23 protein-coding genes and 1 other RNA gene are annotated in these 25,041 nt (G+C 60.2%); 19 read left to right on the forward strand and 5 right to left on the reverse strand.

What is annotated here, in order from left to right; translation table 11 throughout:
- Positions 1 to 7 precede the first annotated feature (7 nt).
- From K6T64_RS09160 to K6T64_RS09185, 6 genes are all read left to right on the forward strand, one after another.
- Positions 8 to 1,186 carry an acetyl-CoA C-acyltransferase gene (locus K6T64_RS09160; RefSeq protein WP_288009763.1) on the forward strand — a complete coding sequence of 393 codons (1,179 nt, stop codon included), beginning with the start codon at positions 8 to 10 and terminating at the stop codon, positions 1,184 to 1,186.
- Between the two features lie 69 nt (positions 1,187 to 1,255).
- Entirely contained in the window at positions 1,256 to 3,040 is a 1,785-nt protein-coding gene (locus K6T64_RS09165; RefSeq protein WP_288009765.1) for an acyl-CoA dehydrogenase family protein, read from the forward strand.
- A gap of 198 nt (positions 3,041 to 3,238) precedes the next feature.
- Positions 3,239 to 3,739, forward strand: coding sequence for an LSm family protein (locus tag K6T64_RS09170; RefSeq protein ID WP_100668136.1), 501 nt, complete (start codon positions 3,239 to 3,241; stop codon positions 3,737 to 3,739).
- Between the two features lie 119 nt (positions 3,740 to 3,858).
- Positions 3,859 to 4,368 (forward strand): N-acetyltransferase, encoded by a 510-nt coding sequence (locus K6T64_RS09175; protein ID WP_170085929.1) that lies wholly within the window; start codon positions 3,859 to 3,861, stop codon positions 4,366 to 4,368.
- Between the two features lie 85 nt (positions 4,369 to 4,453).
- Positions 4,454 to 5,200, forward strand: coding sequence for an ABC transporter permease subunit (locus K6T64_RS09180; protein ID WP_288009768.1), 747 nt, complete (start codon positions 4,454 to 4,456; stop codon positions 5,198 to 5,200).
- Complete coding sequence (locus tag K6T64_RS09185) at positions 5,197 to 6,273, forward strand: ABC transporter ATP-binding protein (protein ID WP_288009770.1); 1,077 nt, start codon at positions 5,197 to 5,199, stop codon at positions 6,271 to 6,273. Before K6T64_RS09180 ends, K6T64_RS09185 begins: the two co-directional genes overlap by 4 nt.
- Here K6T64_RS09185 and K6T64_RS09190 read toward each other — a convergent pair.
- Positions 6,239 to 6,961 carry an N-acetylmuramoyl-L-alanine amidase gene (locus K6T64_RS09190; protein ID WP_288009772.1) on the reverse strand — a complete coding sequence of 241 codons (723 nt, stop codon included), beginning with the start codon at positions 6,959 to 6,961 and terminating at the stop codon, positions 6,239 to 6,241. The two genes, K6T64_RS09185 and K6T64_RS09190, sit on opposite strands and share 35 nt — an antisense overlap.
- A 146-nt stretch (positions 6,962 to 7,107) precedes the next feature.
- On the opposite strand from K6T64_RS09190, the gene K6T64_RS09195 reads away from it, so the two are divergent.
- The 6 genes from K6T64_RS09195 to K6T64_RS09220 all read left to right on the forward strand — a co-directional run bounded on the left by K6T64_RS09195 (position 7,108) and on the right by K6T64_RS09220 (position 12,622).
- Positions 7,108 to 7,914, forward strand: coding sequence for a CPBP family intramembrane glutamic endopeptidase (locus K6T64_RS09195; RefSeq protein ID WP_288009774.1), 807 nt, complete (start codon positions 7,108 to 7,110; stop codon positions 7,912 to 7,914).
- A gap of 74 nt (positions 7,915 to 7,988) precedes the next feature.
- Positions 7,989 to 9,155: an NAD(P)/FAD-dependent oxidoreductase gene (locus tag K6T64_RS09200; protein WP_288009775.1), complete on the forward strand. Its 1,167-nt coding sequence runs from the start codon at positions 7,989 to 7,991 to the stop codon at positions 9,153 to 9,155.
- 161 nt (positions 9,156 to 9,316) lie between these two features.
- Positions 9,317 to 10,609, forward strand: coding sequence for an EF-P 5-aminopentanol modification-associated protein YfmF (gene yfmF, locus K6T64_RS09205; RefSeq protein WP_288009777.1), 1,293 nt, complete (start codon positions 9,317 to 9,319; stop codon positions 10,607 to 10,609).
- Entirely contained in the window at positions 10,590 to 11,876 is a 1,287-nt protein-coding gene (yfmH, locus tag K6T64_RS09210) for an EF-P 5-aminopentanol modification-associated protein YfmH (protein ID WP_288009779.1), read from the forward strand. The genes yfmF and yfmH overlap by 20 nt, the downstream gene beginning before the upstream one ends.
- Positions 11,877 to 11,957: 81 nt before the next feature.
- Entirely contained in the window at positions 11,958 to 12,272 is a 315-nt protein-coding gene (locus K6T64_RS09215; RefSeq protein ID WP_288009780.1) for a hypothetical protein, read from the forward strand.
- Between the two features lie 128 nt (positions 12,273 to 12,400).
- Complete coding sequence (locus K6T64_RS09220; protein ID WP_100668127.1) at positions 12,401 to 12,622, forward strand: NifU family protein; 222 nt, start codon at positions 12,401 to 12,403, stop codon at positions 12,620 to 12,622.
- A gap of 90 nt (positions 12,623 to 12,712) precedes the next feature.
- Here the strand turns inward: K6T64_RS09220 and K6T64_RS09225 are convergent, their stop codons facing one another.
- The 4 genes from K6T64_RS09225 to wecB all read right to left on the reverse strand — a co-directional run bounded on the left by K6T64_RS09225 (position 12,713) and on the right by wecB (position 17,251).
- Positions 12,713 to 14,032: a glutamate-1-semialdehyde 2,1-aminomutase gene (locus tag K6T64_RS09225; RefSeq protein ID WP_288009781.1), complete on the reverse strand. Its 1,320-nt coding sequence runs from the start codon at positions 14,030 to 14,032 to the stop codon at positions 12,713 to 12,715.
- A 255-nt stretch (positions 14,033 to 14,287) separates the two neighbouring features.
- Entirely contained in the window at positions 14,288 to 15,001 is a 714-nt protein-coding gene (locus K6T64_RS09230) for a response regulator transcription factor (RefSeq protein ID WP_198592002.1), read from the reverse strand.
- Positions 15,002 to 15,116: 115 nt separating this feature from the next.
- Positions 15,117 to 16,088 (reverse strand): DUF3048 domain-containing protein, encoded by a 972-nt coding sequence (locus K6T64_RS09235; RefSeq protein ID WP_288009782.1) that lies wholly within the window; start codon positions 16,086 to 16,088, stop codon positions 15,117 to 15,119.
- A gap of 71 nt (positions 16,089 to 16,159) precedes the next feature.
- Positions 16,160 to 17,251, reverse strand: a complete 1,092-nt coding sequence (wecB, locus tag K6T64_RS09240; protein WP_100668123.1) for a non-hydrolyzing UDP-N-acetylglucosamine 2-epimerase — start codon at positions 17,249 to 17,251, stop codon at positions 16,160 to 16,162.
- 271 nt (positions 17,252 to 17,522) lie between these two features.
- Between wecB and hisS the strand changes: the two genes are divergently transcribed.
- The 7 genes from hisS to mnmA form a co-directional block, all read left to right on the forward strand.
- Complete coding sequence (gene hisS, locus K6T64_RS09245; protein ID WP_288009786.1) at positions 17,523 to 18,797, forward strand: histidine--tRNA ligase; 1,275 nt, start codon at positions 17,523 to 17,525, stop codon at positions 18,795 to 18,797.
- Entirely contained in the window at positions 18,781 to 20,577 is a 1,797-nt protein-coding gene (gene aspS / locus K6T64_RS09250) for an aspartate--tRNA ligase (protein WP_100668121.1), read from the forward strand. The genes hisS and aspS overlap by 17 nt, the downstream gene beginning before the upstream one ends.
- A 117-nt stretch (positions 20,578 to 20,694) precedes the next feature.
- Positions 20,695 to 20,873: non-coding RNA, 6S RNA (ssrS, locus tag K6T64_RS09255), on the forward strand.
- A gap of 104 nt (positions 20,874 to 20,977) precedes the next feature.
- On the forward strand, positions 20,978 to 22,384 hold the full coding sequence (locus K6T64_RS09260) for a replication-associated recombination protein A (protein ID WP_288009788.1): 1,407 nt from the start codon (positions 20,978 to 20,980) through the stop codon (positions 22,382 to 22,384).
- Entirely contained in the window at positions 22,381 to 22,791 is a 411-nt protein-coding gene (gene cymR, locus K6T64_RS09265; RefSeq protein ID WP_100668120.1) for a cysteine metabolism transcriptional regulator CymR, read from the forward strand. Before K6T64_RS09260 ends, cymR begins: the two co-directional genes overlap by 4 nt.
- Before the next feature lie 23 nt (positions 22,792 to 22,814).
- Positions 22,815 to 23,966 carry a cysteine desulfurase family protein gene (locus tag K6T64_RS09270; RefSeq protein ID WP_288009790.1) on the forward strand — a complete coding sequence of 384 codons (1,152 nt, stop codon included), beginning with the start codon at positions 22,815 to 22,817 and terminating at the stop codon, positions 23,964 to 23,966.
- Positions 23,959 to 25,041 (forward strand): tRNA 2-thiouridine(34) synthase MnmA (gene mnmA, locus K6T64_RS09275; protein WP_288009792.1); only part of this gene is annotated, 1,083 nt, incomplete at its 3' end. The genes K6T64_RS09270 and mnmA, both read left to right, overlap by 8 nt.

Genomic DNA, 25,041 nt, shown 5'->3' on the forward strand with positions numbered 1-25,041 from the left:
GAGAGCGATGCGGGAAGCAGTGATTGTGTCCGGGGTGCGCACCGCGGTGGGCAAGGCGCCGAAGGGTGCTTTGCGCGAAACCCGGCCGGAGGACCTCGCGGGGCTCGTGGTGGCCGAAGCCCTGCGCCGGGTGCCGCAGGTGGAACCCGCCGAAGTGGAGGATGTGATCATCGGTTGCGCCATTCCTGAAGCAGAACAGGGGATGAACCTCGGGCGGATCGTGGCCTTGAGAGCGGGTTTGCCGACATCGGTGCCCGGAGTGACTGTCAATCGATTCTGTTCATCGGGGCTTCAGACGATCGCCATGGCGGCGGAGCGAATCATGGCCGGATTTGCAGACGTGATCGTGGCCGGGGGCGTGGAGAGCATGAGCCTGGTCCCCATGACCGGCCACACCGTGCGCCCAAATCCCTATCTGGTCGAACATTATCCCCAGGTGTATTTGTCCATGGGGCTCACCGCTGAGCAGGTGGCCCGGAGGTTTGACGTGAGCCGGGAGGATCAGGATGCTTTTGCGCTCCGCAGCCATCAGCGGGCCGCCCGGGCGATTGACGAGGGACTGTTTCGTGACGAGATTGTTCCGGTCCCGGTGACCCGCACGGTGGTGGGTGAGGACGGCAAAGTGGTGAAAACGTCCTTTGAGTTCGTCGAAGACGAAGGGGTGCGCCGGGATACCTCCCTGGAGGCTTTGGCGCAACTGCGTCCGGCCTTTGCCAAGGACGGCACCGTGACAGCGGGCAATTCCTCCCAGACCAGTGACGGCGCGGCGGCGGTGGTGGTCATGTCCGCCGAACGGGCGGCGCAGCTCGGCTTGGAGCCAAAGCTGATTTTCCGCAGTTTTGCCGTGGGGGGCGTCGACCCGGATATCATGGGCATCGGGCCCGTAGAGGCGGTGCCCAAAGCCCTGAAAAAGGCCGGCCTGTCCATCGACGACATCGATCTTTTTGAGCTCAACGAAGCATTTGCCGCCCAGTCCCTGGCGGTGATGCGGAAACTCGGGATGGATCCGGAAAAGACCAACGTCAACGGAGGGGCCATCGCTTTGGGCCATCCCCTGGGCTGCACCGGCTCGAAGTTGACCGTCTCCCTGATGAACGAGATGCGCCGCCGGGGCAGCCGCTACGGGGTGGTTACCATGTGTATCGGAGGAGGCATGGGGGCGGCCGGAGTATTTGAACGCCCCTAGTGCTTGGTCAAATCGTCCTGGGATGCTGTCTCGGGATGTCTTAGAAACGATCGAGAGAGGAGTGGCATCATGGAAGAACAAAAAAAGGTCAAGGGTGGAGAATTTTTGGTGGGCCCGGTGGATCCCGCCAGTGTGTTTACACCGGAGGATTTTACCGAGGAGCACCGCATGATCGCCAAGACCACGTACGATTTTTGCGTCGGCGAGGTGCAACCCCGGGATGCCGAGATCGAAGCCCAGAATTTTGACGTCACTGTCGGGTTGTTGAAAAAGGCTGGAGAGCTGGGGCTGCTTGGCGCGGATGTCCCCGAGGAATACGGGGGCCTTGGACTGGACAAGATCAGTTCCACCCTGATTACCGAGTATGTCACCTATGGCGGGGCCTTCGCCCTTTCCCATGGGGCTCACGTCGGCATCGGGACCCTTCCCATCGTGTATTTCGGCAATAAGGCCCAGAAGGAAAAATATCTTCCAAAGCTCGCGTCCGGCGAGTGGCTGTCCGCTTACGCCCTGACCGAACCCACCTCGGGATCGGACGCCCTCGGGGCGAAAACCACGGCGGTGTTAAATGCCGAAGGTACCCACTATATCCTCAACGGCACGAAGCAGTTTATCACCAACGCCGGGTTTGCCGACCTGTTTATCGTCTACGCCAAGGTGGACGGGGAAAAATTCACCGCCTTCATCGTCGAGCGCGGATTCCCCGGGGTTTCCACCGGTCCGGAAGAGAAGAAGATGGGGATCAAGGGCTCTTCTACCCGGCAGCTCATCCTTGAAGATGTGCCGGTTCCGGTGGAGAATGTGTTGGGCCAGATCGGCAAGGGCCATCTGATCGCCTTCAATATCCTGAACATCGGCCGTTACAAATTGGCCGCGGGCTGTGTCGGGTCTTCGAAGATCGCCCTGGCCATGTCTGCAAAATACGCCAAGGAACGAAGCCAATTCGGCAAACCCATCGCCGAGTTTCCGCTCATTCAGAACAAATTGGCCACCATGGCGGTTCGCACCTTTGCGGCGGAGTCTGTGATTTACCGGACGGTGGGGTTGTTTGACCGGCAGCTGCAGGATTTTGACCTCACCCAGGACGAGGTGGGCATGCAGGCCGCTGCGGCCATCGGGGAGTACGCTTTGGAATGTTCCATCAATAAGGTGTTCGGCTCCGAGGTGCTCGACGCCGTGGCGGATGAGAACGTCCAGATTCACGGCGGCTACGGCTTTATCGCTGAATACGGTGCCGAGCGCATCTACCGGGATTCCCGGATCAATCGAATTTTTGAGGGGACGAATGAGATCAACCGCATGTTGATCCCCGGCATGTTGATGCGCAAGGTCATGAAGGGCGAGCTGCCCCTGCTGCAAAAAGCCCAGCAGCTGCAGGGTGAACTCATGTCCGGGAGTGTTACCGGGGTGGAGGACGGCGGGTTCCTGGGAGTCGAGCGGGGCCTGATCGAACAGGCGAAGAAGATTTTCCTTCTGGCGGCGGGCACAGCAGTGCAAAAATATCAGGCGAAGTTGGAACAGGAACAAGAGGTCCTCGCTGGTTTGGCCGATTTGGTCATCGACATCTTTGCCATGGAAAGCGCGGTGCTGCGGGCGGTGAAATTCGCCCAGGCCCATGGGGAAGAGAAGGCCGGGCTCATGGCGGATATGGCCCGCTGCCAGGTTTATGAAGGGTTTGACCACTTGGAGACGACCGCCCGGTCGGTTCTTGCGGCGGTGGAAGAGGGGCAAACTCTCGCGATGATGCTGGCGGGGCTGAGGAAACTGGCCCGGAGGACTCCGGTGAACATCGCGGCCCTGAAGCGGCGGATTGCGGCCCGGATTCTCGATGCCGAAAAATACGTGGTTCAGTGATCGATAAAAGTGCCGGTGGTGATCGCCGCCGGCCAACCGGCTCCTGGAAAGGGGCCGGTTTTTTCCTGCGGGCAAGGGGGCCGGAGTGGCTTCAGGTTTGGATAATCAGGCTCCGCGTCCCTGGGATCCGCCTTCGCCTAAAGCGTCCCGGGACGGTCGGCCATATGCTGTAGGGTAGGGTGAAAGGGGGAGTGGCATATGGCTGACGCCGCATGGGCGCAGCAACACGGACTGCGAATTCCCTTTCCCGTGGATTGGGACTGGTGCCGCAGATGGAAGGGACAATGGGTCGAAGTACGGACCCGGACAGCGGTGTATCGCGGCACCTTGGTGGAAGTGGTGGAAAAAGGTCTGTATCTGCGCGTGCACGAAGCTCTGGCAACAGAGGGAGAAACCCGGGAGGAAAGTTCGGGTCTGCGCCGCGTCAACCCGTTTGTGTTATTCATCCCTTTTGCAGCGCTGTTGGCACTGACACCTTTGATTCTATCCCAACCCGGCCCCGGTGGTCCGCCGTACGGCCCCGGTGGTCCGCCCTATGGTCCGGGCGGTCCTCCTTACGGGCCTCCGCCGGGGGCCGGTGGGTATGGTGGCGGATACGGCGGAGGGTACGGCGGAGGATATGGGGGCGGTTACGGCGGGGGCTGGGGAGGCCCCCCGCCCGGCCCGCCGCCGGGGTACGGCAAGCCCTGGACCTGGTGACAGGCCCCCGCTCCCGGGCGGGTTCAGTGTAGACACGGACGGTGGTGAGGTGTATATTTATCACCATCACCGAATATTTATTCCCCACGCTGAGCCCGCGGGGATGGGGGAGTTTGGGCATGGAATTGAGGAAAGCTGTGGTTGAAGACGTCGACGCCATGTATGTCTTGATCGATTATTATGCACAACAAGGGTTGCTTCTCCCGCGTTCCCGGCTGTCCTTGTACGAATCCCTCCAATGCTTCAGTGTGGCGGTGGAGGGTGAACGACTGCTGGGGGTTGCGGGGTTGCACATCCTTTGGGCAGATTTGGCGGAGATCCGGTCCTTGGCGGTGGCGCCGGATGCCCGGGGGCAGGGGATCGGGGGTCTGTTGGTGGATCGGTTGTCGGAAGAGGCCCGGCATCTAGGCATCCCCCAGGTACTCGCTTTGACTTATCAGCGGCGTTTCTTTGAAAAATGCGGGTTCTACCCCGTGGAGAAGCAGACCCTGCCTCACAAAGTCTGGAAGGATTGTGTCAGCTGCAGCAAATTCGCCACCTGCGATGAAGCCGCATATTTGCGGGTGGTCACGCCGGATGTCTCTCCCCGGCTACGCGTTTCTCCGACCATCCAAGTAACGCAGCTTTAGACACCGGGGTGCAGGCCGGCATCGACGTTGACGCCGTGCCCCTCGTCCGGTACCTTAAGGGCAGAAACGGCTCGGGGTGGGGCGGATGAGAACTGCGGCAACGCTCGCAGCGACGGTGGCGGCTGTTTTACTGCTGTTGCCACTTTTTGTTCTTGGGGTATCTTGGATGTTGCAGGCCACCGTGTCCACGGCAGTCCTGGCCATCGTCCTGCGCACAGCGGTGGCGGCGGCTGTCGCCACGGCCATCGACATGATGTTTGGAATCGCGGTGGGTTATCGCCTGAGTCGGGATCCTGGGTTTCGCCGGAGGCCGCTCCGGGTGTTGTTACAGATCCCGGGTCACGTCCCCCAGGCGGCGGTGGGGCTCGCGCTGGTGATGGCCTGCGGGGGGATGCTGGGAAGTGGGTCTTCCTGGGCTGGCTACGCTCTCGTCATCGTGGCGATGGTGTTCGTCAGCCTCCCGGTTGCGGTGGAAGAAAGTCGGCGCGGATTCGATGCCGTTGATCTTCATTTGGAGAGGGTCTCCCGGACCCTGGGAGCCGGGGCGGGCAAAACCTTTCGACAGGTGACTCTGCCCCTGGCCGCCGATGGGCTACTCGGAGCGGCGGCCGTGGTGTTTGCCCGAGCTTTCGGGGAATTCGCCGCCCTGGCCTTTGTTGTGCCCTTTCCCTTGACCGTGGGCACCGGTATTTATCAATGGTTTTCACAAGGAATGACGGAAAAAGCGGTGGAGCTGGCAGCAATCGGGGCCATGTTCAGCCTCCTCAGCTGGGTGTTGGTTGCCGGCATACGGCTGTGGGTCGGGCGACGGCTGGGGAGGTTTCGCGGTTGAGTCTGGAGATCGAGGGGTTGACGGTAGAGGGGGATCCCGGTTTTTCCCTGCGTATACCGGGGTGGTTTGTCGGGGAAGGAGACATTGCCACTTTGGTCGGACCCCAGGGTGCCGGGAAAACCCTCCTTTTAGAAACGATTGCCGGTTTCGTCCGACCCCTGTCAGGCGATATCCGGGTCGGGGGGCGGTCGGTGGTGGAACTACCTGTAGAGCACCGCAACATCGCGGTTCTTTTTGCCCGGGACGGCCTTTTTCCCCATATGACGGTTTTTCGGAATCTGTCTTTTGTCGTGCCTCGCCCCCGCCTTGCTCGTCGCTGGCTCTCCCTCGCTGACCTTGAGGCTTTAGCCGATCTCTATCCCTGGCAGTTGAACTCCTTCGACAGGCGCCGGGTGGAGCTGATCCGGGCTCTGGCCAGCCGTCCCCGGGTGATTCTGATTGATGAACCGACGGCTGATATTCCCGAGGAGAGCAAGGAGCAGTGGCGCAGCTTTGCCGGGAGCTGGCTTCGGGAGACCCGAGTCACGGCGGTGGTAGCCGTTTCAAACGTGGAGGAGGCTTTCCACTGGTCGAACCGCCTTGCTCTGCTTTGGAAGGGCCGGTTGGTCCAGGAGGGCACCACGGAAGACGTATGGAACCGACCGGCCACCCCAGAGGTGGCGGCGATCTTGGGGGGAGGTCGGGTGTTCCGGGGACAGGTCGTCCAAAGGAGCCACTCGTGGATGTTGGTACGCCTGTATCCCGGCCAGGGCGCCGTGGACCTCATGATCTGGTCGAACTGGTTGTACCGAGAATGGGAGGACGTGTGGGTTTACATCCCATCGTACGCGTGGAAGGTGTGGCCCCGGGGGGAAGGGGAGACCGCAGCGGCGTCCCCCAATCGATTCCCGGGCTCAGTCGGCAGCATTCAATTGCACCTCGAAGGCGTCCTTGTGGAAGTGAATACCCATCGCCTGACGGTCAGAGCCCTGATCCCCCATCGGGACTGGGCGCGGGCCGCCTTTGCCGAAGGAGAACCGGTATGGCTCTCCATCGACCCTAGTGACCCGCAACTGATTCGGGCAAAACAATAGCGGGGTACCCCTTTTGGCGAAGCTCAGCCGCCAAAGCATCTGCCCGCTGCCGGTCGTGGAAGGCGCCGACCTGAACGCGGTATAACACTTCTGGCCCCGGGGAAGAGGTCGGAGCCGGAGTCGGAGCCGGCGTGGGGGTTCCCCGGAGGGGAAGTTGCAGGGCGTCGGCGAGCCCTGCGGCGGCCGCGGCTGCGAACTGGTCTTGGAATTCAGGTGAGACCAACAAGGCGCGGTCCTTGGCACTGTCGATAAACAGGACTTCCAGGAGCACCGCATCCATCACGGTTTCCCGAAGTACGGCAAAATCCGCTTCTTTCTTCCCCCGGTCCGCCACCCCGAGTTTCTGGAGAAAATGAGCGATATAATCGTGCAACACGTCCCGGATTCGGCCGGTGGCTCCTTTCTCGGTGCCGGGGTAGATGTAATCCTCATACCCTTCCCCGCCGCCGGCGTTGATGTGAATCGACAAAAAGAAATTGGCCCGGGCATCGTTCGCAATTCTTGCCCGTTCGGATAAGCCGACGAACCGATCATCTTGTCTTGTGTACATGACATCCACAGAATACGTGTCCACCAGGCGACGGCCTAGCGCCAAAGCCAGGGCCAGGGTGAGGGTTTTCTCATAGAGGGTTCCATAGGTGGCCCCGGGGTCGGAGCCCCCATGTCCAGGGTCTAGGCAGACCAACATCGCATCTTCCTCCTTTTTGCCGATCTTCTTCCATGTATATGCGGACGGCCTTGAGGTCGGCAGACAGGCCGGCCAAAAAGGTCTGTCTGTCCATCGGCGGACATAGGATGAGGACAGGATGAGATGGTGCGGACGGAGGGGTTTGCATGGCGGAGGGGGGACATGGAAGGCGTCTGTCACCGTGGGCGCGGCTCATTTTGTACACGGCACTGGTCGCAGTGGCCGGGCTCGTGGTGACAGGGCTTAACGCAGGGGCTCTCAATGAGTCGGGAGGCGACGGCCGGCTCAGTGGATGGGTGCTCTTGGTTGCCGCTGCCTTGGTGCCGGTGATGTATCGCTTTGGCGAAGGCCGTTCTCCCGCCCATATGGGGCTGCGTCTGGAAGGTTTTGCTCGCCAGGCCTCCTCGGGAGCTTTGTGGGGGGCGATTGGCGTGATGGGCGCCGTCACGCTGTTTTGGGCAGTGGGATGGGTCCATTGGCCCAAGGGTTTTTCCGGCGCCACCCCCGGGCGGGGTTTGATCAGTTGCTCATTCTTGGCTCTTTGGGAAGAGCTGGCTTTTCGAGGCTACTTATTCTCCACCCTTCGCAGCCAGTATGGTTCTCGGCCCGCGGTGGTCGGAAGCGCGTTGCTATACGCCCTGTATGCGGCGATGGGGGCTCCGGGGCCGCTCTTCGCATGCAACCGCTTTTTATTGGGCTTGCTATTGGCCCAGTCCCGGGAGAATAGCAATTCCCTCGGGTGGGCGGTGGGTTTTCATTGGATGTGGATCGGTCTTCAAGGCCCTCTCTTTGGTATGGGGGTGCCCGCCCTGGGCGGACCAGTGGCGGAGTGGTTTGGACCGCAGTGGTTGTTTCCAGACGAGGCGGGACTAGAATCGGGGGCGGCGGCCACCGCCGGGCTGATCGTGTATCTTGGCCTCTTTTCTCACTTTTTGTCCAAGCGATCCTCTTGACAGACTGCAAAAGGGGATCTATGATGAGAATGTGACGGGTTTGTGAAATAAAACACAAAGTGTGGGGGATATCGGTGAACAAGCGCGTGGTGGTTTTGGGAGCGGGGTACGGAGGATTGGTGGCCGCCCTGAAGCTGGCTAAAGGAACGCCGGCCGGATCGGTGGACATCACCCTCGTCAACAAATACGACTATCACCAGCTGGTGACCCAGTTGTATGAACCGGCGGCAGCGGCGAAACGGGATACGGAGGTTCGGATTCCTCTCAAAAAGTTGCTCGCCGGGAAGCCGATTCGCTTTGTCCAGGATGTGGTAACAAAGATTGACCCAAAGGAAAAGGTCGTGACCTTGGAGGGTGGGGAGCTCTCCTACGATTATCTGGTGGTGGCCTTGGGGAGCGAGACAGAGTACTTTGGCATTCCGGGGATGAAGGAGTACGGCATGACGTTGAAGTCCGTCGATGAAGCGCGGTTGATTCGCACGCATATCGAGCGCTGCTTCGCGGAATACCCGTTGGATCCCCGGCCGGAGTTGCTGACTTTTGTGGTGGGCGGTGCAGGACTCACGGGCATTGAGTTGGTGGGGGAGATCGCCGATTGGCTTCCCCGACTTTGTGAAGAAAGTAACATTCCCCGGGAACAAGTGACCTTGTACAACGTTGAAGCAATGCCTTCGATTCTTCCCGGTTTCGAGCCCGATCTGGTGGCCAAAGCGGAAGAAGTCCTCAAGGCCAAAGGTGTGATCTTCAAGGTGGGATCGCCCATCGTGCAGGTGGAGCCTGGAGCCGTTCACCTGAAAGATGGAGGAGTGATCCAAAGCCGGACCATCATCTGGACCGGCGGTGTACGGGGCAATCAGATCGTCGTGGACGCCGGATTCGAGACCGAGCCCCGGGGGCGGGCTAAAGTCAACGAGTATCTTCAGGCCGTCGGTTACGATGACGTGTACATGGCCGGAGATTGTTGCTTTGTCCTGAATGAACAGGGGCGGCCGTATCCGCCCACGGCTCAGCTTGCCATCCAGATGGGCAATTCCGTAGCCCACAATCTGGCCGCCGACCTGCAAGGCCGCCCAAAGACCCCCTTTGTGCCCAAGATTCTCGGCACGGTGGCGTCCCTGGGAGGCCGGGATGCTGTGGGGAAAGTCGGAAACAATTACAAGACCTCCGGGCGAGTGGCGTACTTCATTAAGGATTTGAGCCAGATCCGATACCTGGCCAAAATCGGCGCTCTGATGAAATAACTTCAAAACGAGGGCGGCAACCCATTCCAAAAGGATGAAAGCGAGAAAATAAAATATGTCCACGAAACCAGGTGCCCTCCGTAAGGAGGGCTTTATTTTTGGCGATCATGGGAATAGAGTGAGAACAGGAGTTGTGACGGTATGGACGAGGAGGGAATCCTTTGAGTGAGGACTTTGAAAGCACGACCGTTCCGGGAGGACAGGTGCACCTGTGGTCCACCAGTCGTTTCCACACCATCACCATGGTGGCGTACTGGGTGTGGCCGCTACAACGGGAGACAGTGACCGCCGCAACGCTTCTTCCTCATGTGCTCCTGAGAGGGACTCGAAACCTTCCGGAGTTTGATGATCTTCAGAATGCCTTCTCCGATCTGTACGGGGCCTCGATCCAGGCGGATGCCAAACGCAAAGGGGATCTGGTCACGTTGGAGTTTGTCGTGCAAGTGCCGGCTGGGCAGAGAATCGCAGAGGGGTTGGATTTGACCCGCCCGGCATTAGAATTGCTGGGACAAGTGTTATGGGACCCCCTGGTCGTCGGGGATGGGTTCGAGGAAGATCGCGTCCATCGGGAAAAAGAGCAGCACCGGAAAAGGATCGCAAGTCTCATGGACGACAAAATGCTGTATGCCGCCCAGCGTTGTACAGCGGAGATGTTCGCCGGCCAGGCTTATGCGGCCCCGAGATACGGATTTGAAGAAGACCTGGCCCAAATCAGCGGAGCTTCTCTCTATGCCCTCTATGAACAGATCCGGGACGGGGGCTCCTTTCACCTGTTTGTGGCTGGGCCGGTGGACCCGGATCAGGTGGTGGCCTTTGCCGCGAAATGGGGGAGAGCAGGGGTCCGGGGGGATTGGTCTGCCGGGGAGCCCTTTATGGCCGATCGACCGGTTAAAATGGTGGAAGAGGTCATGGATATTCAACAAGGGAAACTGAATATCGGTTATCGAACGGGATCCGCTTGGCGGGATCAAGATTTTCCCGCGATGATGATGTACAACGGGGTATTGGGTGGGTTTCCCCATTCAAAATTGTTCATCAATGTTCGGGAACGGGCAAACTTGGCCTATTATGCGTCTAGCCGCCTGGATGCCCACAAGGGAGTCTTGTACGTGATGACGGGGATTCCCAGCGATCACCGGGACACGGTGATGGAGATCGTCGACCGACAAGTGGAAGCCATGGCCCGGGGGGAGATCAACGACGAGGAGTGGACCTGGACGCGGATCGGTTTGCAAAACCAGTACCGGGAGTTGCAGGATTCGCCCTACGGCATGATCGACATGAGGCTGGCGGGAATTCTTCACGGTGTCTCCCGTTCGCCCGGGGAGATGATAGAGGCCTTGGATGCGGTGACAGAGGAGGAAGTGGCTGCTGTAGGCAGGAGGGTTCAAAAGGATACCGTATATTTTTTGCGCGGAAAGGAGGGGACAGAGGATGCGGGAACGGAAGTATGATCAGTTGGGGGTTCGCATAGTGGAGCACCGGTGCGCGAACGGTCTGACGGTGACGGTGTTGCCCAAGCCGGGCTACAACCAGGTATTTGCCACGTATTCCACGAATTTCGGCTCCATCGACCACCGCTTCCGATCCGGGGACGGGCGGGAGATCAAAGTCCCCGACGGCGTGGCGCATTTTCTTGAGCACAAGATGTTCGAGAAAAAAGAAGGGGATGTGTTTCGATTATTTGCTTCCCGGGCGGCATCGGCCAACGCCTATACAACTTTTGATATGACCGCCTATCTGTTCTCAGCTACCCATGATATCCTCGAAAACCTCGAAACCCTTTTGGATTTTGTCGACGAACCGTATTTTACCGACGAGACTGTGGAGAAAGAGAAGGGGATCATCGCCCAGGAGATCCGCATGTACGAGGACAATCCGGATGCCCGGGTCTATTACCAGCTTCTCAAGGGACTTTATGAACACCATCCGGTGCGTATTCAGATTGCGGGTACAGTGGAGAGCATCCGAGCCATCAGCAAAGAAGACCTTTACACCTGCTACCGGGGCTTCTATCACCCCCAGAATATGCACCTGTTGGTGGTCGGGGGAATCGACCCGGAGACGGTGATTGAGACGGTGGAGAAGAACCAGGCGAAAAAGGCAAGCCGCACTGCCGAGGGACCGGCTCAGCGATTGGCGGAGACGGAACCCGACCGGGTGTTTCAAGCTCGCCAGGAGTGCGAAATGCCGGTGAACACCCCGCGAATTTTTGTGGGGTATAAGGATGTCGGCACGGAGGTTCGGGGGGCGGAGGGGTTGAAAAGAGACACGGTGACCTCTCTTCTGTTCGACGCCTTGTTTACAAAGGGCGGTCCCCTGTACGGACGATTGTTCGAAAAGCAGCTGATTGATCAGAGTTTCGGGTGGGAGTATGATTACGGACGAGGCTATGCCCACGCGGTGATCGGAGGCAACACCCCTGAACCCGAACGTTTTCTGGAGGTTGTGGCCGAGGGGTGGCGCCAGGTGGAGAAGGACGGGATTGGAGACGAGATTCTGGAGAGAAGCCGCAAGCGGTTGATCGGACAGTTCGTGAAAAGTCTCGATTCATTGCGGTTCTTGGCCCGGTACATCACGGCCTATCATTTTAAGGACATGGATTTGTTCGCCACCATTCCGGCCTTGCAAACAGTGAAGCGGGAGGATGTGGAGGCGCGGCTGCGGGAGTTGATCCGGCCCGAAAGACAAGCCGTCTCTCTAGTGCGTCCGGTGAACTGATGGTCTTCCTGCCCGGTGGGGATCCCGAGGGTCCCGGGGCTCGGCCGGAGAGGCGGGGACCCCTTGTGGAGGGATGTTCAGATGAAAAAAGCACAATGGGCGGTGGCGATTCTCTCTGCGATCGTGGCGTTAGCCGCCTTGGTGTTGTGGGAATGGCACCGGCTGGCGGGCCAGCCTGTACCCCTGTATGTATGGGTGATGGCCGCATACGGTTGGACCTTCGTGATAGGTCTTGGCGTCGATCGGTGGGCTCGGGGAGTGAGCCGGCGGCGAGGGATTCCGGGCAGCCGGCCGCGGCCAAAGCCGGCATCTGTTCTTGATGAACGGGAGGAAGTGTTATCGGCCTCTGCGACGGAGGATCTGACCGCCTCGGCGGAGACGCGGGAGGGCCGGTAGCGGTGAACGACCCGGGTGCCCGGGGGCGTTAGCGTCGTCGGGACTGCCGCTTTCGGCCGATTGCAATTCTTGTCTTTTGCGCGTTGTGTTTTTATACTGAAAAAAACGGATTGGAGGGGAAGGCGCTCATGCTTCGGGAGAAAGTGGAAGAAGCTTTGGAGCGGATCCGGCCGGGTTTGCAATTCGACGGCGGAGACGTGGAGTTGGTGGATGTCGAAGACGGTGTGGTGACCCTGCACCTGATCGGCGCCTGCGGGGGATGCCCGATGTCCACCATGACCTTGAAGATGGGGATCGAGCGGGCACTTCGGGCCGCGGTTCCCGAGGTCAAGGAAGTCGTCGCCGTCTGAATGCCGCTGCAAGGTTCGTCTAAGGATAAAGCCTTTGGCCGCTTCGCCCCCGGTGAGTACTCCGGGGGCGAAGGCCACTTGTTGAATGGGTCAAGGCACGTCCTTGGCCACGGCGGCAAAAGCCGCGTCCGCAGCTTCGAGGGTCTCATCGATATCTCGTTCTGTGTGCGCAATGGTGAGGAACCAAGCTTCGTATTTCGAAGGGGCCAGATGCACGCCCCGGTTGAGCATTTCATGAAAAAAGCGGGCAAATTGATCTGACCGGGAAGCTTTCGCGTCTTCATAGTTGTGGACGGGCCGATTGCCAAAAAAGAGGGTCAGCGCCCCTTTCAGGCGATTGATGGTGACCTCGACACCGTGGTTTTGGGCCACGTCCAAAAGGCCTCTTTCCAGGCGGTCTCCCAGGAGATCCATCTTTTCATAGGTGCCCGGCCGGGACAGGATATCCAGGCAGGTGAGTCCTGCTCGCATCGAAAGAGGGTTTCCGGCCATGGTGCCGGCTTGGTAGGTGGGTCCTAAGGGCGCCACCCGCTCCATGATTTCCGCCCGCCCTCCGTATGCCCCGATGGGGAGCCCTCCGCCGACGATTTTCCCCAGAGCTGTGAGATCGGGTTCAACGCCGAACAGCGTCTGAACCCCTCCAAAATGAAAGCGAAAACCGGTAATGACCTCGTCGTAGATCACCAGAGCCCCCCGGTCCCGGGCGAGATCCCGGATTCCCTCCAAGAACCCGGGATGGGGGAGGACGATGCCGAAGTTCCCCACCACGGGCTCCACGAGGACAGCCGCAATCTCTTTGCCAAAATGGTCGAAAGCCTGGCTCAGGGCATCGAGATCGTTGTAGGGGACGGTCACGACATCCTCGGCGATGCCTTGGGGGACCCCGGCGCTGTCCGGCGTCCCCACCGTAGAAGGACCGGAGCCCGCGGCCACGAGGACAAGATCCGAATGGCCGTGGTAACAACCCTCGAACTTGACGATCTTGTTCCGGCCGGTGGCGGCCCGGGCCACCCGGATCGCGCTCATGACCGCTTCGGTTCCGCTGTTGACAAACCGAATTCGTTCCATGGACGGAATGGCCGATCGGAGGGTTTCGGCCAGGGCCGTTTCCCATGTTGTAGGTGTTCCAAACAGAATCCCGTCTTCTCCGGCCCGGGTCAGGGTAGCGGTGATTTCTGGATGGGCGTGGCCGAGAATCACCGGACCGTAGGCGCAAAGGTAATCAATATATCGATGGCCATCCACATCCCACAGATATGCCCCTTGGCCGCGGGTGATGAAGACCGGTGCCCCCCCGCCCACGGCTTTAAATGCCCGGGAGGGGCTGTTGACTCCGCCGAGAATGACCTTTTGTGCCCTTTCATAACACCGCGCGGATTCCGGGCGATTGACCGACCCCGTTTGTTCCATACTTGTGACCCCTTCCTGCAAAATCGTCTTTGATCAATCCGGTATCGTCAGAACAGTGGTCGATAAGGCCACGACGAAGGGCCGCCCGGGCGGCTTCGAAGGCGGCTTCTGCGGTTCGGCAGTTCGCCGGACTCGGATGTGAACGGTTTTCGTCGGTTTTGATCCTCCTGGTTGTCGGGAAACCGGGGGATCGTTCACGGACCCGCAGAAGAGAATGAGAGCTGATCCCCCAACATCAGGCGTGTGTGAGCGTGTTTACGAAGGAATATCATCCAGTTTCCCCTGAAAGCGATATCCTGTGCCATAGACGGTTTTAATGTACTTCGGATGTTTCGGTTGGTCCTCAATCTTGGCCCGAAGGTTTTTCACATGGGCGTCGATGGTTCGGGAATCTCCAACAAAATCCGGGCCCAGCACCCAGTCGGACAATTCTTGTCTCGAAATGGTTACCCCGGGCGAGCGGGCCAACATCAACAACAGCATGTACTCCGTGGGAGTCAGTGGAATCTGTCGTTCTCCGCGATACGCGGTGCGCCGGTAGACGTCGACCTCCAGATCCCCATCGTTGAAGCGCAGCCTTCGTGCAAAGATCGGTTCCTTTCGCCCCCGAAACAGAATTGCGCGCACCCGTTCGGGCAGTTCATCGGGCCGAAAGGGCTTGGGCATCCAACCGTCGGCGTAATCATTGGAACGTCTGTCCGCCGGGTCGGTATCCTGTAGCCATTGTCGGCCCAACAGGAGTAGCAGAAATCGATCGGGGATCTGCCGCAATGTTCGACAAAGGTCCCAGGACATGTCTGGGACCGAAGCGTCGAGGATGACAATGTCCGGAGCTCGTTCCTGCACCGCCGCTAACCCCAGGCGGCCGCGGGGGACAACGGTGGGAATGAATCCGTTTTTTCTTAAATTCAGTGCAACTTGGCGAGCGATGCGAGGTTCCGCTTCGATGACCAGTACTCTCGGTGTCATCCTTTTCCCCCTCATCTGCTGCTCTGCGGGTCCGTTGCTTTCTATTGTCGTATAAACACCTTTTTTTGAAAAGGTGTAAAGGTGATTTGAAAGTTGCGAACTTAGGGGGGCTGGCTCAGGAAACGCTGAGCCAGGATGGCCTAGAAATAATTTCAATCCACAAGGGCCCCTCCGCCCATTTCATGGGGCCTTGCGCGGTCGAAAATTGAAACCAGCCTGTCGAAGTGCGGCTCCAGGTTCCTTCAAACATTTGGCCCGATCGAAAAAACCACCCCTGGCCCGACCCTGTCAATGTGATCTGACGGCGTCCCGCCTGATCGATGATCCGATCCGGAGCTACCATCACCGCGATATTCTGACTCTCAATCCGCGTTCCATCATCCATCACGTGGGGCGTACCGTTTTCGCTGCGCACGTACTGGCTTCCGTTCCAGGTCCAGGATGCCGAGTAGTCGTACCAATGCAGTTGCACGGCCTTGGCGGGTGTCCCCGACTCCATCATCTCGCCCCTGGGGATGGGTACCGGCTCTCCAAGGGAATATCCTTTCGCCTGAACGGCCGCCATCAACTTGTCCGTACTGGTATACAGGTTGTGGGGGGCCTGGCGATGGGGATCCCGCCAAAAGGCGGAACCGGCATTGTAGATCTGGTCCAGATCCGGCCAGCCGCCCCGGCGGACCATGTTCAGGGCGTCGGGACTGCCGCCGGCGTGAGCTGTCGGCGCCCCCAGGGATTCGGCCAAGGTGGCAAAATACGGCCGGAGGCTGCGCACCGGTCCGATTTTCGCCACCTTGTGATCGACGAACACCTCGAAGCGCGTGATGGGTCCTTCGGCCAGGGCCTCCACCACCGCGGCCGCCTGGTCGACCCCCGCTTGAGGGCGGGCCTGTTGGAGATTGTCGATCATCACGGCTAATGTGCCGCCGAGAGGTGGAGGGGCAGAAGTGGTGGGTGGGCTCGGCGCCGGAGCGGGAGCCGGTGCCGGTGCGGGAGCCTGCATCGGAGCGGCGGGCCCGCAGCCCGGGAGAATGATGAGAAGGCCGAGGGCGGCGGTGGCGGCGAGTCGAGTGAACGTCGAAGGCGGCACAAAAATCCCTCCTCTCTGGGCTTGTCCAGGCTCCTTCCCCCATGGCTATGCAATCCCCTGGGCGCGTATGCTCACTCGGCGAGAAAAATGTCCAGAATCCGAATGCTTGCCCGGCCGTCCCCATACGGGTGTGTCCACCCCCGGGGAGCCCGGGCCATCATTGACACCGCCTCAACGATGGTGTCCGGATGGTATCCCGCCAAGCGATTGGATCCGATGGCTAAAGTTTCCGGTCGCTCGGTGTTCTCCCGCAGCGTGACGCAGGGGACGCCGAGCATACACGCTTCCTCTTGGAGTCCTCCGCTGTCGGTGAGCACGACGGCCGCCTGGGACTGTAGGGCCAAAGAAGCAAAAACGTCCACCGGGGGGTAGACCACTCGTATCCCCGGGATGCCGTAGAATCGGTCGAGCCAGCCGTATTCGATCAGCCGCCCCCGGGTTCGGGGGTGAAGGGCGCAGACGATGGTGAAGCCGAGTTCTTTTCCGACCCTCTCGATCCCTTGGATCAAAAGATCCATGCGTTCCCGGTGGTCCGTATTCTCCTGCCGGTGCAGCGTCAGATACACGTACGCGCCCGGTTTGAGATGAAGTTCGTTCAAGATCGGATGTTCCGCCAAGCCCGGCCGCAGGAACTCAATGGCGTCCGCAGCAGTTTGGCCGGTTAAGTAGACCCCATTTTCGATTCCCTCAGCCCGAAGGTTGTCCACCGCCGCAGGGGTAGGGGCAAAAAGATGGGTGGCGACGTGATCCGCGAGAACCCGATTGACCTCCTCGGGCATGGTGCGGTCGAAACTTCGCAACCCCGCCTCCACGTGACCGATGGGGAGGTTGAGTTTCGCAGCTGCCAAGGCGCCCGCCAAGGTGGTGTTCGTATCGCCGTGCACGAGGACGGCCCGAATGTCTTCTTGCAGGATGTACGCCTCGAATCGTTCCAAGATGCGTGCCGTGACTTCGCCGTGCCGTCCGGATCCCACCCGCAGATTGACGTGAGGATCGGGAAGTTGGAATTGTTCAAAAATCGCCCGATCCATGGCGTGGTCGTAATGTTGGCCACTGTGGACCAGGCGATAGTCGACCTTTCTCCTCTCACATTCCCGAATCACCGGTGCCATCTTGATGATTTCCGGACGGGTCCCGACGATGATGGCGAATCGTTTGCCCATAATGTGCGCAACCCGCTTTCTGGCAGAGACTGTCGCAATGCGACGCAAAACTGGGATCAGTGTAGCACAGCGGAGATGGATTGACTATAGATTCCTGTCCACTTTCGGGAATGCCGGCGCCCAGTTTCTTGACGTTGGGTCGGCCTGTTCGCTATCATGATGCTGAGTGGCAGGTGGATGTCAGTCCCGTCCCTGCGCCCCGGGGCGGGTTTTTTGTTTGCGTGTGGGGGACGGGTCGGCCCCGTCTCCCGTGGCGAAGGAGGGATTCGGGGTGTTGACACAGCGACCGCGGGGGATGCACGACATCCTGCCCCAGGAGGCGTCCCTGTGGCATGAGATCGAGGAGGCGGCCCGGCGAATTTGTGCACGATACGGTTTTTCCGAGGTGCGTACCCCGATTCTGGAGCACACGGAGTTGTTTCAGCGGGGGGTCGGGGAGAACACCGATATCGTGGAAAAAGAGATGTACACGTTTAATGATCGCGGCGGCCGCAGCATGACCCTGCGCCCGGAAGGCACGGCAGGGGCCGTTCGGGCTTATGTGGAGCACAAGTTTTACGGTGGGCCACAGCCCGTCAAATGGTTTTATCTCGGCCCGATGTTTCGTTATGAGCGACCTCAGGCTGGACGGCAGCGCCAGTTTCACCAGTTCGGGGTCGAAGTGTTCGGGGTGGCGGACCCGGCCGTGGACGCCGAGGTGATTGCCCTGGGCCTGGATTTTGTGGAAGATATCGGTTTGAAAGGACTGCGGCTGGAATTGAATAGCGTGGGCTGTTCCCAGTGCCGGCCGGTGTACCGGGAGCGCCTGCTGGCGTACTACCGACCGTTGCGAGAACAGCTGTGTGAGGATTGCCAGGACCGATTGGAACGCAACCCATTGCGGCTACTCGATTGTAAGCGGGAGACCTGCAAGGCTCTCGCCCAGAGGGCGCCCAGGATCGGGGAGGCGTTGTGCGACGAGTGCCGGGCTCATGATGAGGGGTTGCACCGCCATCTCGACGCCGCCGGCATTGCCTACGAGATCAACCCCCGGCTAGTCAGGGGTCTCGATTATTATACCCGCACAGCCTTCGAAGTGGTGGAAGAAGGAATCGGGGCCCAGGGCACGGTGCTGGGCGGAGGCCGTTACAACGGGTTGGTGGAGGAGCTGGGAGGCCCTTCGGTGCCCGGGATCGGATTTGCCGCCGGGTTGGAGCGCTTGATCTTGGCCCTTGAGCAGCGTCGGGGCGAGGGGGCCTCAGAAGCCGGTGTGGATGTGTTCGGCATCGCTCTCGGGGATGAGGCGTCGGTGGAGCTGACGGGGTGGCTGCGCCGCCTGCGGGCCTTGGGCTGTCGGGCGGAGCGGGGGTTCGAAGGGAAAAGCCTCAAAGCCCAGTTGAAGGCGGCGGACCGACTGGGTGCCCGGTGGGCCCTCATCCTCGGAGAGGAGGAACGGCGACGGGGGGTAGTGATCGTGAAGGATTTGACGGGCGGTGAACAACGAGAGCTGCCCGCTCTGGAATTGGAGTCATGGTGGAAGGAGACCGAGCATGGCACAGGCAGGTAAGGAATCGTTAACGCGCACCGCGATGTGCGGACGGCTAAGCGAGTCCGACATCGGCCGGGAGGTGGTTCTCAGCGGCTGGGTCCAGCGGCGGCGGGATCTGGGTGGAGTGATTTTTCTGGATCTGCGGGACCGCAGTGGAATCGTTCAAGTGGTGTCGAGTCCAGAGTTTGGAGAGGCTGCCTTTGCGGTGGCGGATCTCGTGCGCAACGAATATGTGATCAGCGTGCGGGGGGATGTGGTGGCCCGGGATCCGGATACCGTCAATCCGAATTTGGAGACGGGGACCATCGAAGTGAGGGCCCGGGAGGTGGAATTGCTCAACCGGTCGAAGCCGACCCCCTTTCCGATTGAGGACGGCATCGATGTGGATGAGTCGGTGCGTTTGCGGTTTCGATACTTGGATTTGCGGCGGCCGGAGATGCAGCGGACGTTTTTGCTGCGGCACCGGGCCATGCAACTGGTCCGGCGGTTCTTGGACCGCCACGGGTTCATGGAAATCGAGACCCCCATGTTGACCCGCAGGACGCCAGAAGGGGCCAGGGACTATCTCGTCCCCAGCCGGGTGCACCCCGGACAATTCTATGCCCTGCCCCAGTCCCCTCAGCTGTTCAAGCAACTGTTGATGGTCTCGGGGTTCGAACGGTATTTTCAGATCGTGCGGTGTTTCCGGGATGAAGATCTCCGGGCGGATCGCCAGCCCGAGTTTACCCAGATCGATATTGAAATGTCCTTTATGCCCCTGGCGGAGTTCCAGGAATTGATGGAGCGGATGATGGCGGAGTTGTTTCAGGAACTGCTCGGCGTGACGGTTCCACTCCCGTTTCGGCGGATACCCTATGATGAAGCGATGCTCCGGTACGGCTCAGATAAACCGGACTTGCGGTTCGGTCTGGAGATTCGGGACGTGACGGAGACGGTTAAAACCTGTGGATTTCGGGTGTTTCAGAGCGCGGTGAATTCCGGTGGGGCGGTGCGCGGGCTCAACGCCAAGGGATGCGGAGGGTTCAGCCGCAAGGAAATCGACGATTTGGGGGCACTGGCCGGACAGCTGGGGGCTAAGGGCCTGGCGTGGATGGTCATTACCGATGAAGGGGTCAAATCCCCCATCGCCAAATTTTTCACCGACGAGGAACTCGCCGCCATCCGCCGGGAGCTCGGCGCCGAGGCCGGGGACCTGCTTATTTTTGTGGCCGACCGGCCGGAGATCTGCGCGGAGGTGTTGGGGCAACTGCGGTTACATTTGGGGCGCAGACTCGGGCTGATCGACGACGGGTCTTTCGCCTTCGCATGGATCACCGATTTTCCGCTGTTTAGCTATGATGAAGAGGAAAAACGATGGGTGGCGGAACATCATCCCTTCACGATGCCTCGCTGGGAAGATGTGGATTTGATGGAACGAGACCCGGGGCGGGTACGGGCTCAGGCTTACGACATGGTGCTCAATGGTTATGAGATCGGAGGCGGCAGTCTGCGCATTTATCGCCGGGAGATCCAGGAGGCGATGTTCCGGACCCTCGGGTTCTCGATGGAAGAGGCTCGGGAGAAATTCGGCTTTTTGTTGGAGGCCTTTGAATACGGGGCCCCTCCCCACGGGGGAATGGCTTTCGGATTCGACCGGGTCGTGATGCTTATGGCGGGGAAGTCCTCCATTCGGGAGTGTATCGCTTTCCCGAAAACGGCCAGCGCCTCGTGCCTCTTGACTGGTGCTCCTTCGGAGATCTCGGAAGAGCAATGGCGGGAGTTGCACATCCGGCCGGATGGCGTGACGGCCCGACAATAGGCCGGACAAGAGTCCGTGACGGAGAATTTCTCCATTGCACAGTGTGAAGTGATGTGGTACCATAAAGATGCGGAGAGCGAGCGGCCGAGCTCGCGATACCGCGACGATCCGTAGGTTTGGGCCCTTCTGTGTTAGTGATCTATCGTGAAGTTTTGAGCCAACACCGTTTAAAAGGGAGACCGGGGTCGGCGCGGAGCGCATAAGCCATCTTCGGGTGGACATGTAAACCGTGACGCAGGTCACCCACCTGCCGAGGGCAGGTTCAAAACTCAGGGACACGGCATGGCAGGGCTCTTACCCCATATATGAAGGATCATCGAAAACGGGCGAGGGCCCGTTGTTTTTTTATGTTGGAAAGTAGAGTATAATGATGAAGTTACGGGTGAAAGAAGGGCGGAAAATGGATCTGTTTTCCTATCGCGCTGAGCAGGAGAAACGGATGAACGCTCCTCTGGCGGCCCGCATGCGTCCGGCGACCCTTGACGAACTCGTGGGCCAGGAGGATGTGGTGGGCCCTGGCACCCTTCTTCGTCGAGCCATTGAGGCGGACCGACTCACTTCGGTGATCTTTTACGGACCTCCGGGCGTGGGTAAAACGACCCTGGCTCGGCTGATCGCGGGGTACACCCGCTCTGCTTTCGTCACCCTTAGCGCCGTGACTGCGGGGGTAGCGGATTTAAGACGAATCGTGGATGACGCCCGGGAACGTTTGGGGATGTATGGGCAGAAAACCACATTGTTTATTGACGAGATCCATCGTTTCAATAAGGCCCAGCAGGATGCCCTGCTGCCTCACGTCGAGGACGGGCTGATCATCCTCATCGGGGCGACCACGGAAAATCCGTATTTTGAGGTCAACAAGGCGCTCCTGTCCCGCTCCCAAGTGTTCGCCCTGCACCCGCTCGGTCCGGAAGACTTAAAAACGATCGCGAGGCGGGCCATTGCGGATAAAGAACGGGGGCTGGGTACGATGCCTCTGGAGGTGCGGGAGGAGGCATTGGATCACTGGGTGCGCTACTGTGAAGGAGACGCCCGCAGGCTGCTAAGCGCCCTGGAGCTAGCCGCCTTGACGACCGCTCCGGACGACCGGGGCCGGATTGTTGTCACGCTGGAGGTGGCGGAGGCGTCCATTCAGCGCCGGGCGGTGGTTTACGATCGGGAAGGGGACGTCCATTATGACACCATTTCCGCCTTCATTAAATCGGTCCGGGGTTCAGACCCCGACGCGGCGCTGTTGTGGTTGGCGAAAATGCTCAAGGCGGGGGAGGACCCGCTGTTTATCGCACGGCGGTTGGTGATTCTGGCCAGCGAAGACATTGGGAACGCCGATCCACAGGGACTGGTGGTGGCGGTGTCGGCTTTTCAAGCGGTTCAGTGGCTCGGCATGCCCGAAGGGAGGATCCCCCTCGCTCAGGCCACGACCTATTTGGCCACGGCGCCAAAGAGCAATGCCAGTTATATGGCGCTGGAGAAAGCGTTGGCAGATGTCGGGAAAGGGCTGGACCTGACTGTCCCCCGCCATCTCCGGGATGCCCATTATAGCGGTGCAAAGGCCATGGGTCACGGAGAAGGGTATCTCTATCCCCACGATTATCCTGGCCACTGGGTGGAACAGTCCTATCTGCCTCCGGGAATTGCACCCCGGCGGTATTACCGGCCCAGCGATCAGGGCCACGAGCAGCAAATCGCTCGCTTCATGGCCGCGCGCTGGAAAGAAGAGCAGTCCCCGGGCGAAAAGAGGGAGGAGGCGGGCGAGAAGATCACGGGCGGGGGAAAGCACCAAGTCGAAGGGAGTGGGACTCCATGAAATTGTCGACCCGAGGTCGTTACGGGATTACGTTGATGGTGGATTTAGCGATCAACAGTGGGGACCAGCCGGTGTCCCTGAAATCCATCGCCGAGCGCCAGAATCTGTCGGAACATTATCTGGAGCAGTTGATTGCGCCTCTGCGCAACGCCGGGCTTGTCAAAAGTATCCGCGGCGCGTACGGGGGGTATGTGCTTGCCAAACCCGCCCAGGAGATTACGGCCGGGGATATCGTCCGGGTTCTGGAGGGCCCCATCACCGTGGTGGAAGATGAACCGACGGGTCTTCGCCGGCTGTGGGATGAAGTGCGGGATGCCATCAATGCCGTGTTGGACCGAACGACCCTGGTTGATCTCGCGGAGATGATGCGCCAGGGCACAGATGACGGTTTGATGTACTACATTTAAGAAAAACAAGTGAGGTGGAGCCGATGAGGGCCATCTATTTGGACCACGCGGCGACCACCTTCGTGCTGCCGGAAGTGCGGGAAGCCATGGCCCGCCACTTGGAAGAACGGGTGGGGAATCCGTCGAGTATTCACGAGTTCGGCCGCAGAGCCAAGGCGGCTGTGGAGGATGCCCGGGAGGCGGTGGCGGCGCTGATTGGCGCCACTGCGGCAGAAGTGGTGTTCACCAGCGGAGGCACGGAGGCGGACAACGCCGCGTTAGTCGGTGCCGTTTTGGCTCTGCGGGACCGAGGTCGGCACGTGGTGACCACGGCCATCGAGCACCATGCGGTGTTGTACACTGCTCGGCACTTGGAGGAGTGGGGGTTTGAGGTCACCTATGTCCATCCGGGGCCAAGGGGTGTGGTGGGGGCCGAAGACGTGGCCAGGGCGCTTCGGCCGGACACGGTTTTAGTCAGCGTCATGTGGGTGAACAACGAAACCGGGGCGGTTCAGCCCGTGCGGGATATCGGCGCATTGGCCAAGGAGCGGGGCATCCTTTTTCACACCGATGCGGTCCAGGCAGTGCCGTGGCTCCCGGTGGAGGTGGATGCGGTCGGCTGTGATCTGCTGTCCGTGTCCGCCCACAAACTGCACGGGCCCCAAGGGATCGGCGCCCTCTATGTCCGGAAGGGCACTCCCTGGGTGCCGCTCCTGTACGGCGGAACCCAGGAACGGGGGAGACGGGCGGGCACGGAGAATGTCCCGGGCATCGTCGGATTTGGCGCGGCGGCAGCCTGGCTCAAGGCGAGGCGAACTGCGGGTTTGGACCACGCGGCTCGGTTGAGAGAAGTTTTTCTCGGTGCAGTCCGGGAGGAGTTTGGCAAGGTCCTGGTTCACTCCCCGGAAGACGGCATTCCCGCCATCTTGAATGTCGCGTTTCCCGGGGTTTCGGCGGAGACCCTGTTGATGAATCTCGATTTGCACGGAATTGCGGCGTCGAGCGGTTCGGCGTGTACTTCCGGGTCTTTAGAGCCCTCCCATGTACTGCAGGCGATGGGCCTCGGGGACGCGGTGGTGCGAAGTTCCTTGCGTTTTAGCTTTTCGATACAAACCACAGAGGAGGAGGTGCGGGAGGCCGGACGCGCGGTGGGGCGGATCGCCCGGCGATTGGTCCGGCCCGGTGGCCATGGATAAGGGGACCGTGGTGGTTGCCATGAGCGGCGGCGTGGACAGTTCGGTCACCGCCGCCCTGCTCAAGGAACGAGGATACGATGTGATCGGAATTACCATGCGGCTGCGGGGGGGAGAAGAGACTTCTTCCGGCCGGGGGTGCTGCTCGGTGGATGATGTGAGCGACGCCCGGCGGGTCTGTCAGACGCTGGGGATTCCTTTTTACGCCGTCAATTACCGCGAGGCTTTCGAAAAACGGGTCATTCAGTATTTTGAAGACGAATACAAGCGGGGACGGACGCCGAACCCCTGCATTGCCTGCAACATGTATATGAAGTACGACCTGCTCCTCGAGCAGGCGTTGGATCTCGGGGCGGACTACCTGGCCACGGGACATTACGCCCGGGTACTGTACGACGAATCCCGGGGTCGCTATGTGTTGCGCAAGGCGGAGGACCGGCGAAAAGACCAGACCTATGTCCTGTATCACCTGACTCAGGAACAGCTCGCCCGGACCTTGTTCCCCCTCGGGGAGTACGAGAAGTCGGAGGTTCGGGAGATGGCGAGGGAATTTGGGCTCCGGGTGGCGAACAAGGCGGAGAGCCAGGACATCTGTTTCGTCCCGAATGGGGATTACGGAGAATTTCTCCGTCGGAGGATGGGGGATTCAGCCGTAGCGCCGGGGGATTTTGTCGACACCGAAGGGCATGTGGTCGGTCGGCACGAAGGGGTTCCTTTCTACACCATCGGCCAGCGAAAGGGCTTGGGGGTGGCGGTGGGTCATCCCGTATATGTAGTGGATATTCAGCCAGAGCGCAATCGGGTGGTGCTGGGGTCCAGGGAGCGGGTGTTTGCGAAGGGCCTCGTGGCTTCGAAGGTGAATTGGGTCTCCCTTCCCCGGCCGGACGGCCCGATCCGGGTGAACGCGAAGATTCGTTACGGGGCCCCAGAAGCTGCGGCCACCCTTTACCCCGAAGAGGAAGGGCGGGTCCGGGTGGAGTTCGATGAGCCTCAGCGGGCGGTGACCCCGGGGCAGGCGGTGGTGTTTTACCGGGGCGAGGACGTGGTTGGCGGTGGTACGATCGAAAAAAGTTTGGCC

It is taken from the genome of Kyrpidia sp. (assembly GCF_023512215.1).
Classification (GTDB): domain Bacteria; phylum Bacillota; class Bacilli; order Kyrpidiales; family Kyrpidiaceae; genus Kyrpidia; species Kyrpidia spormannii.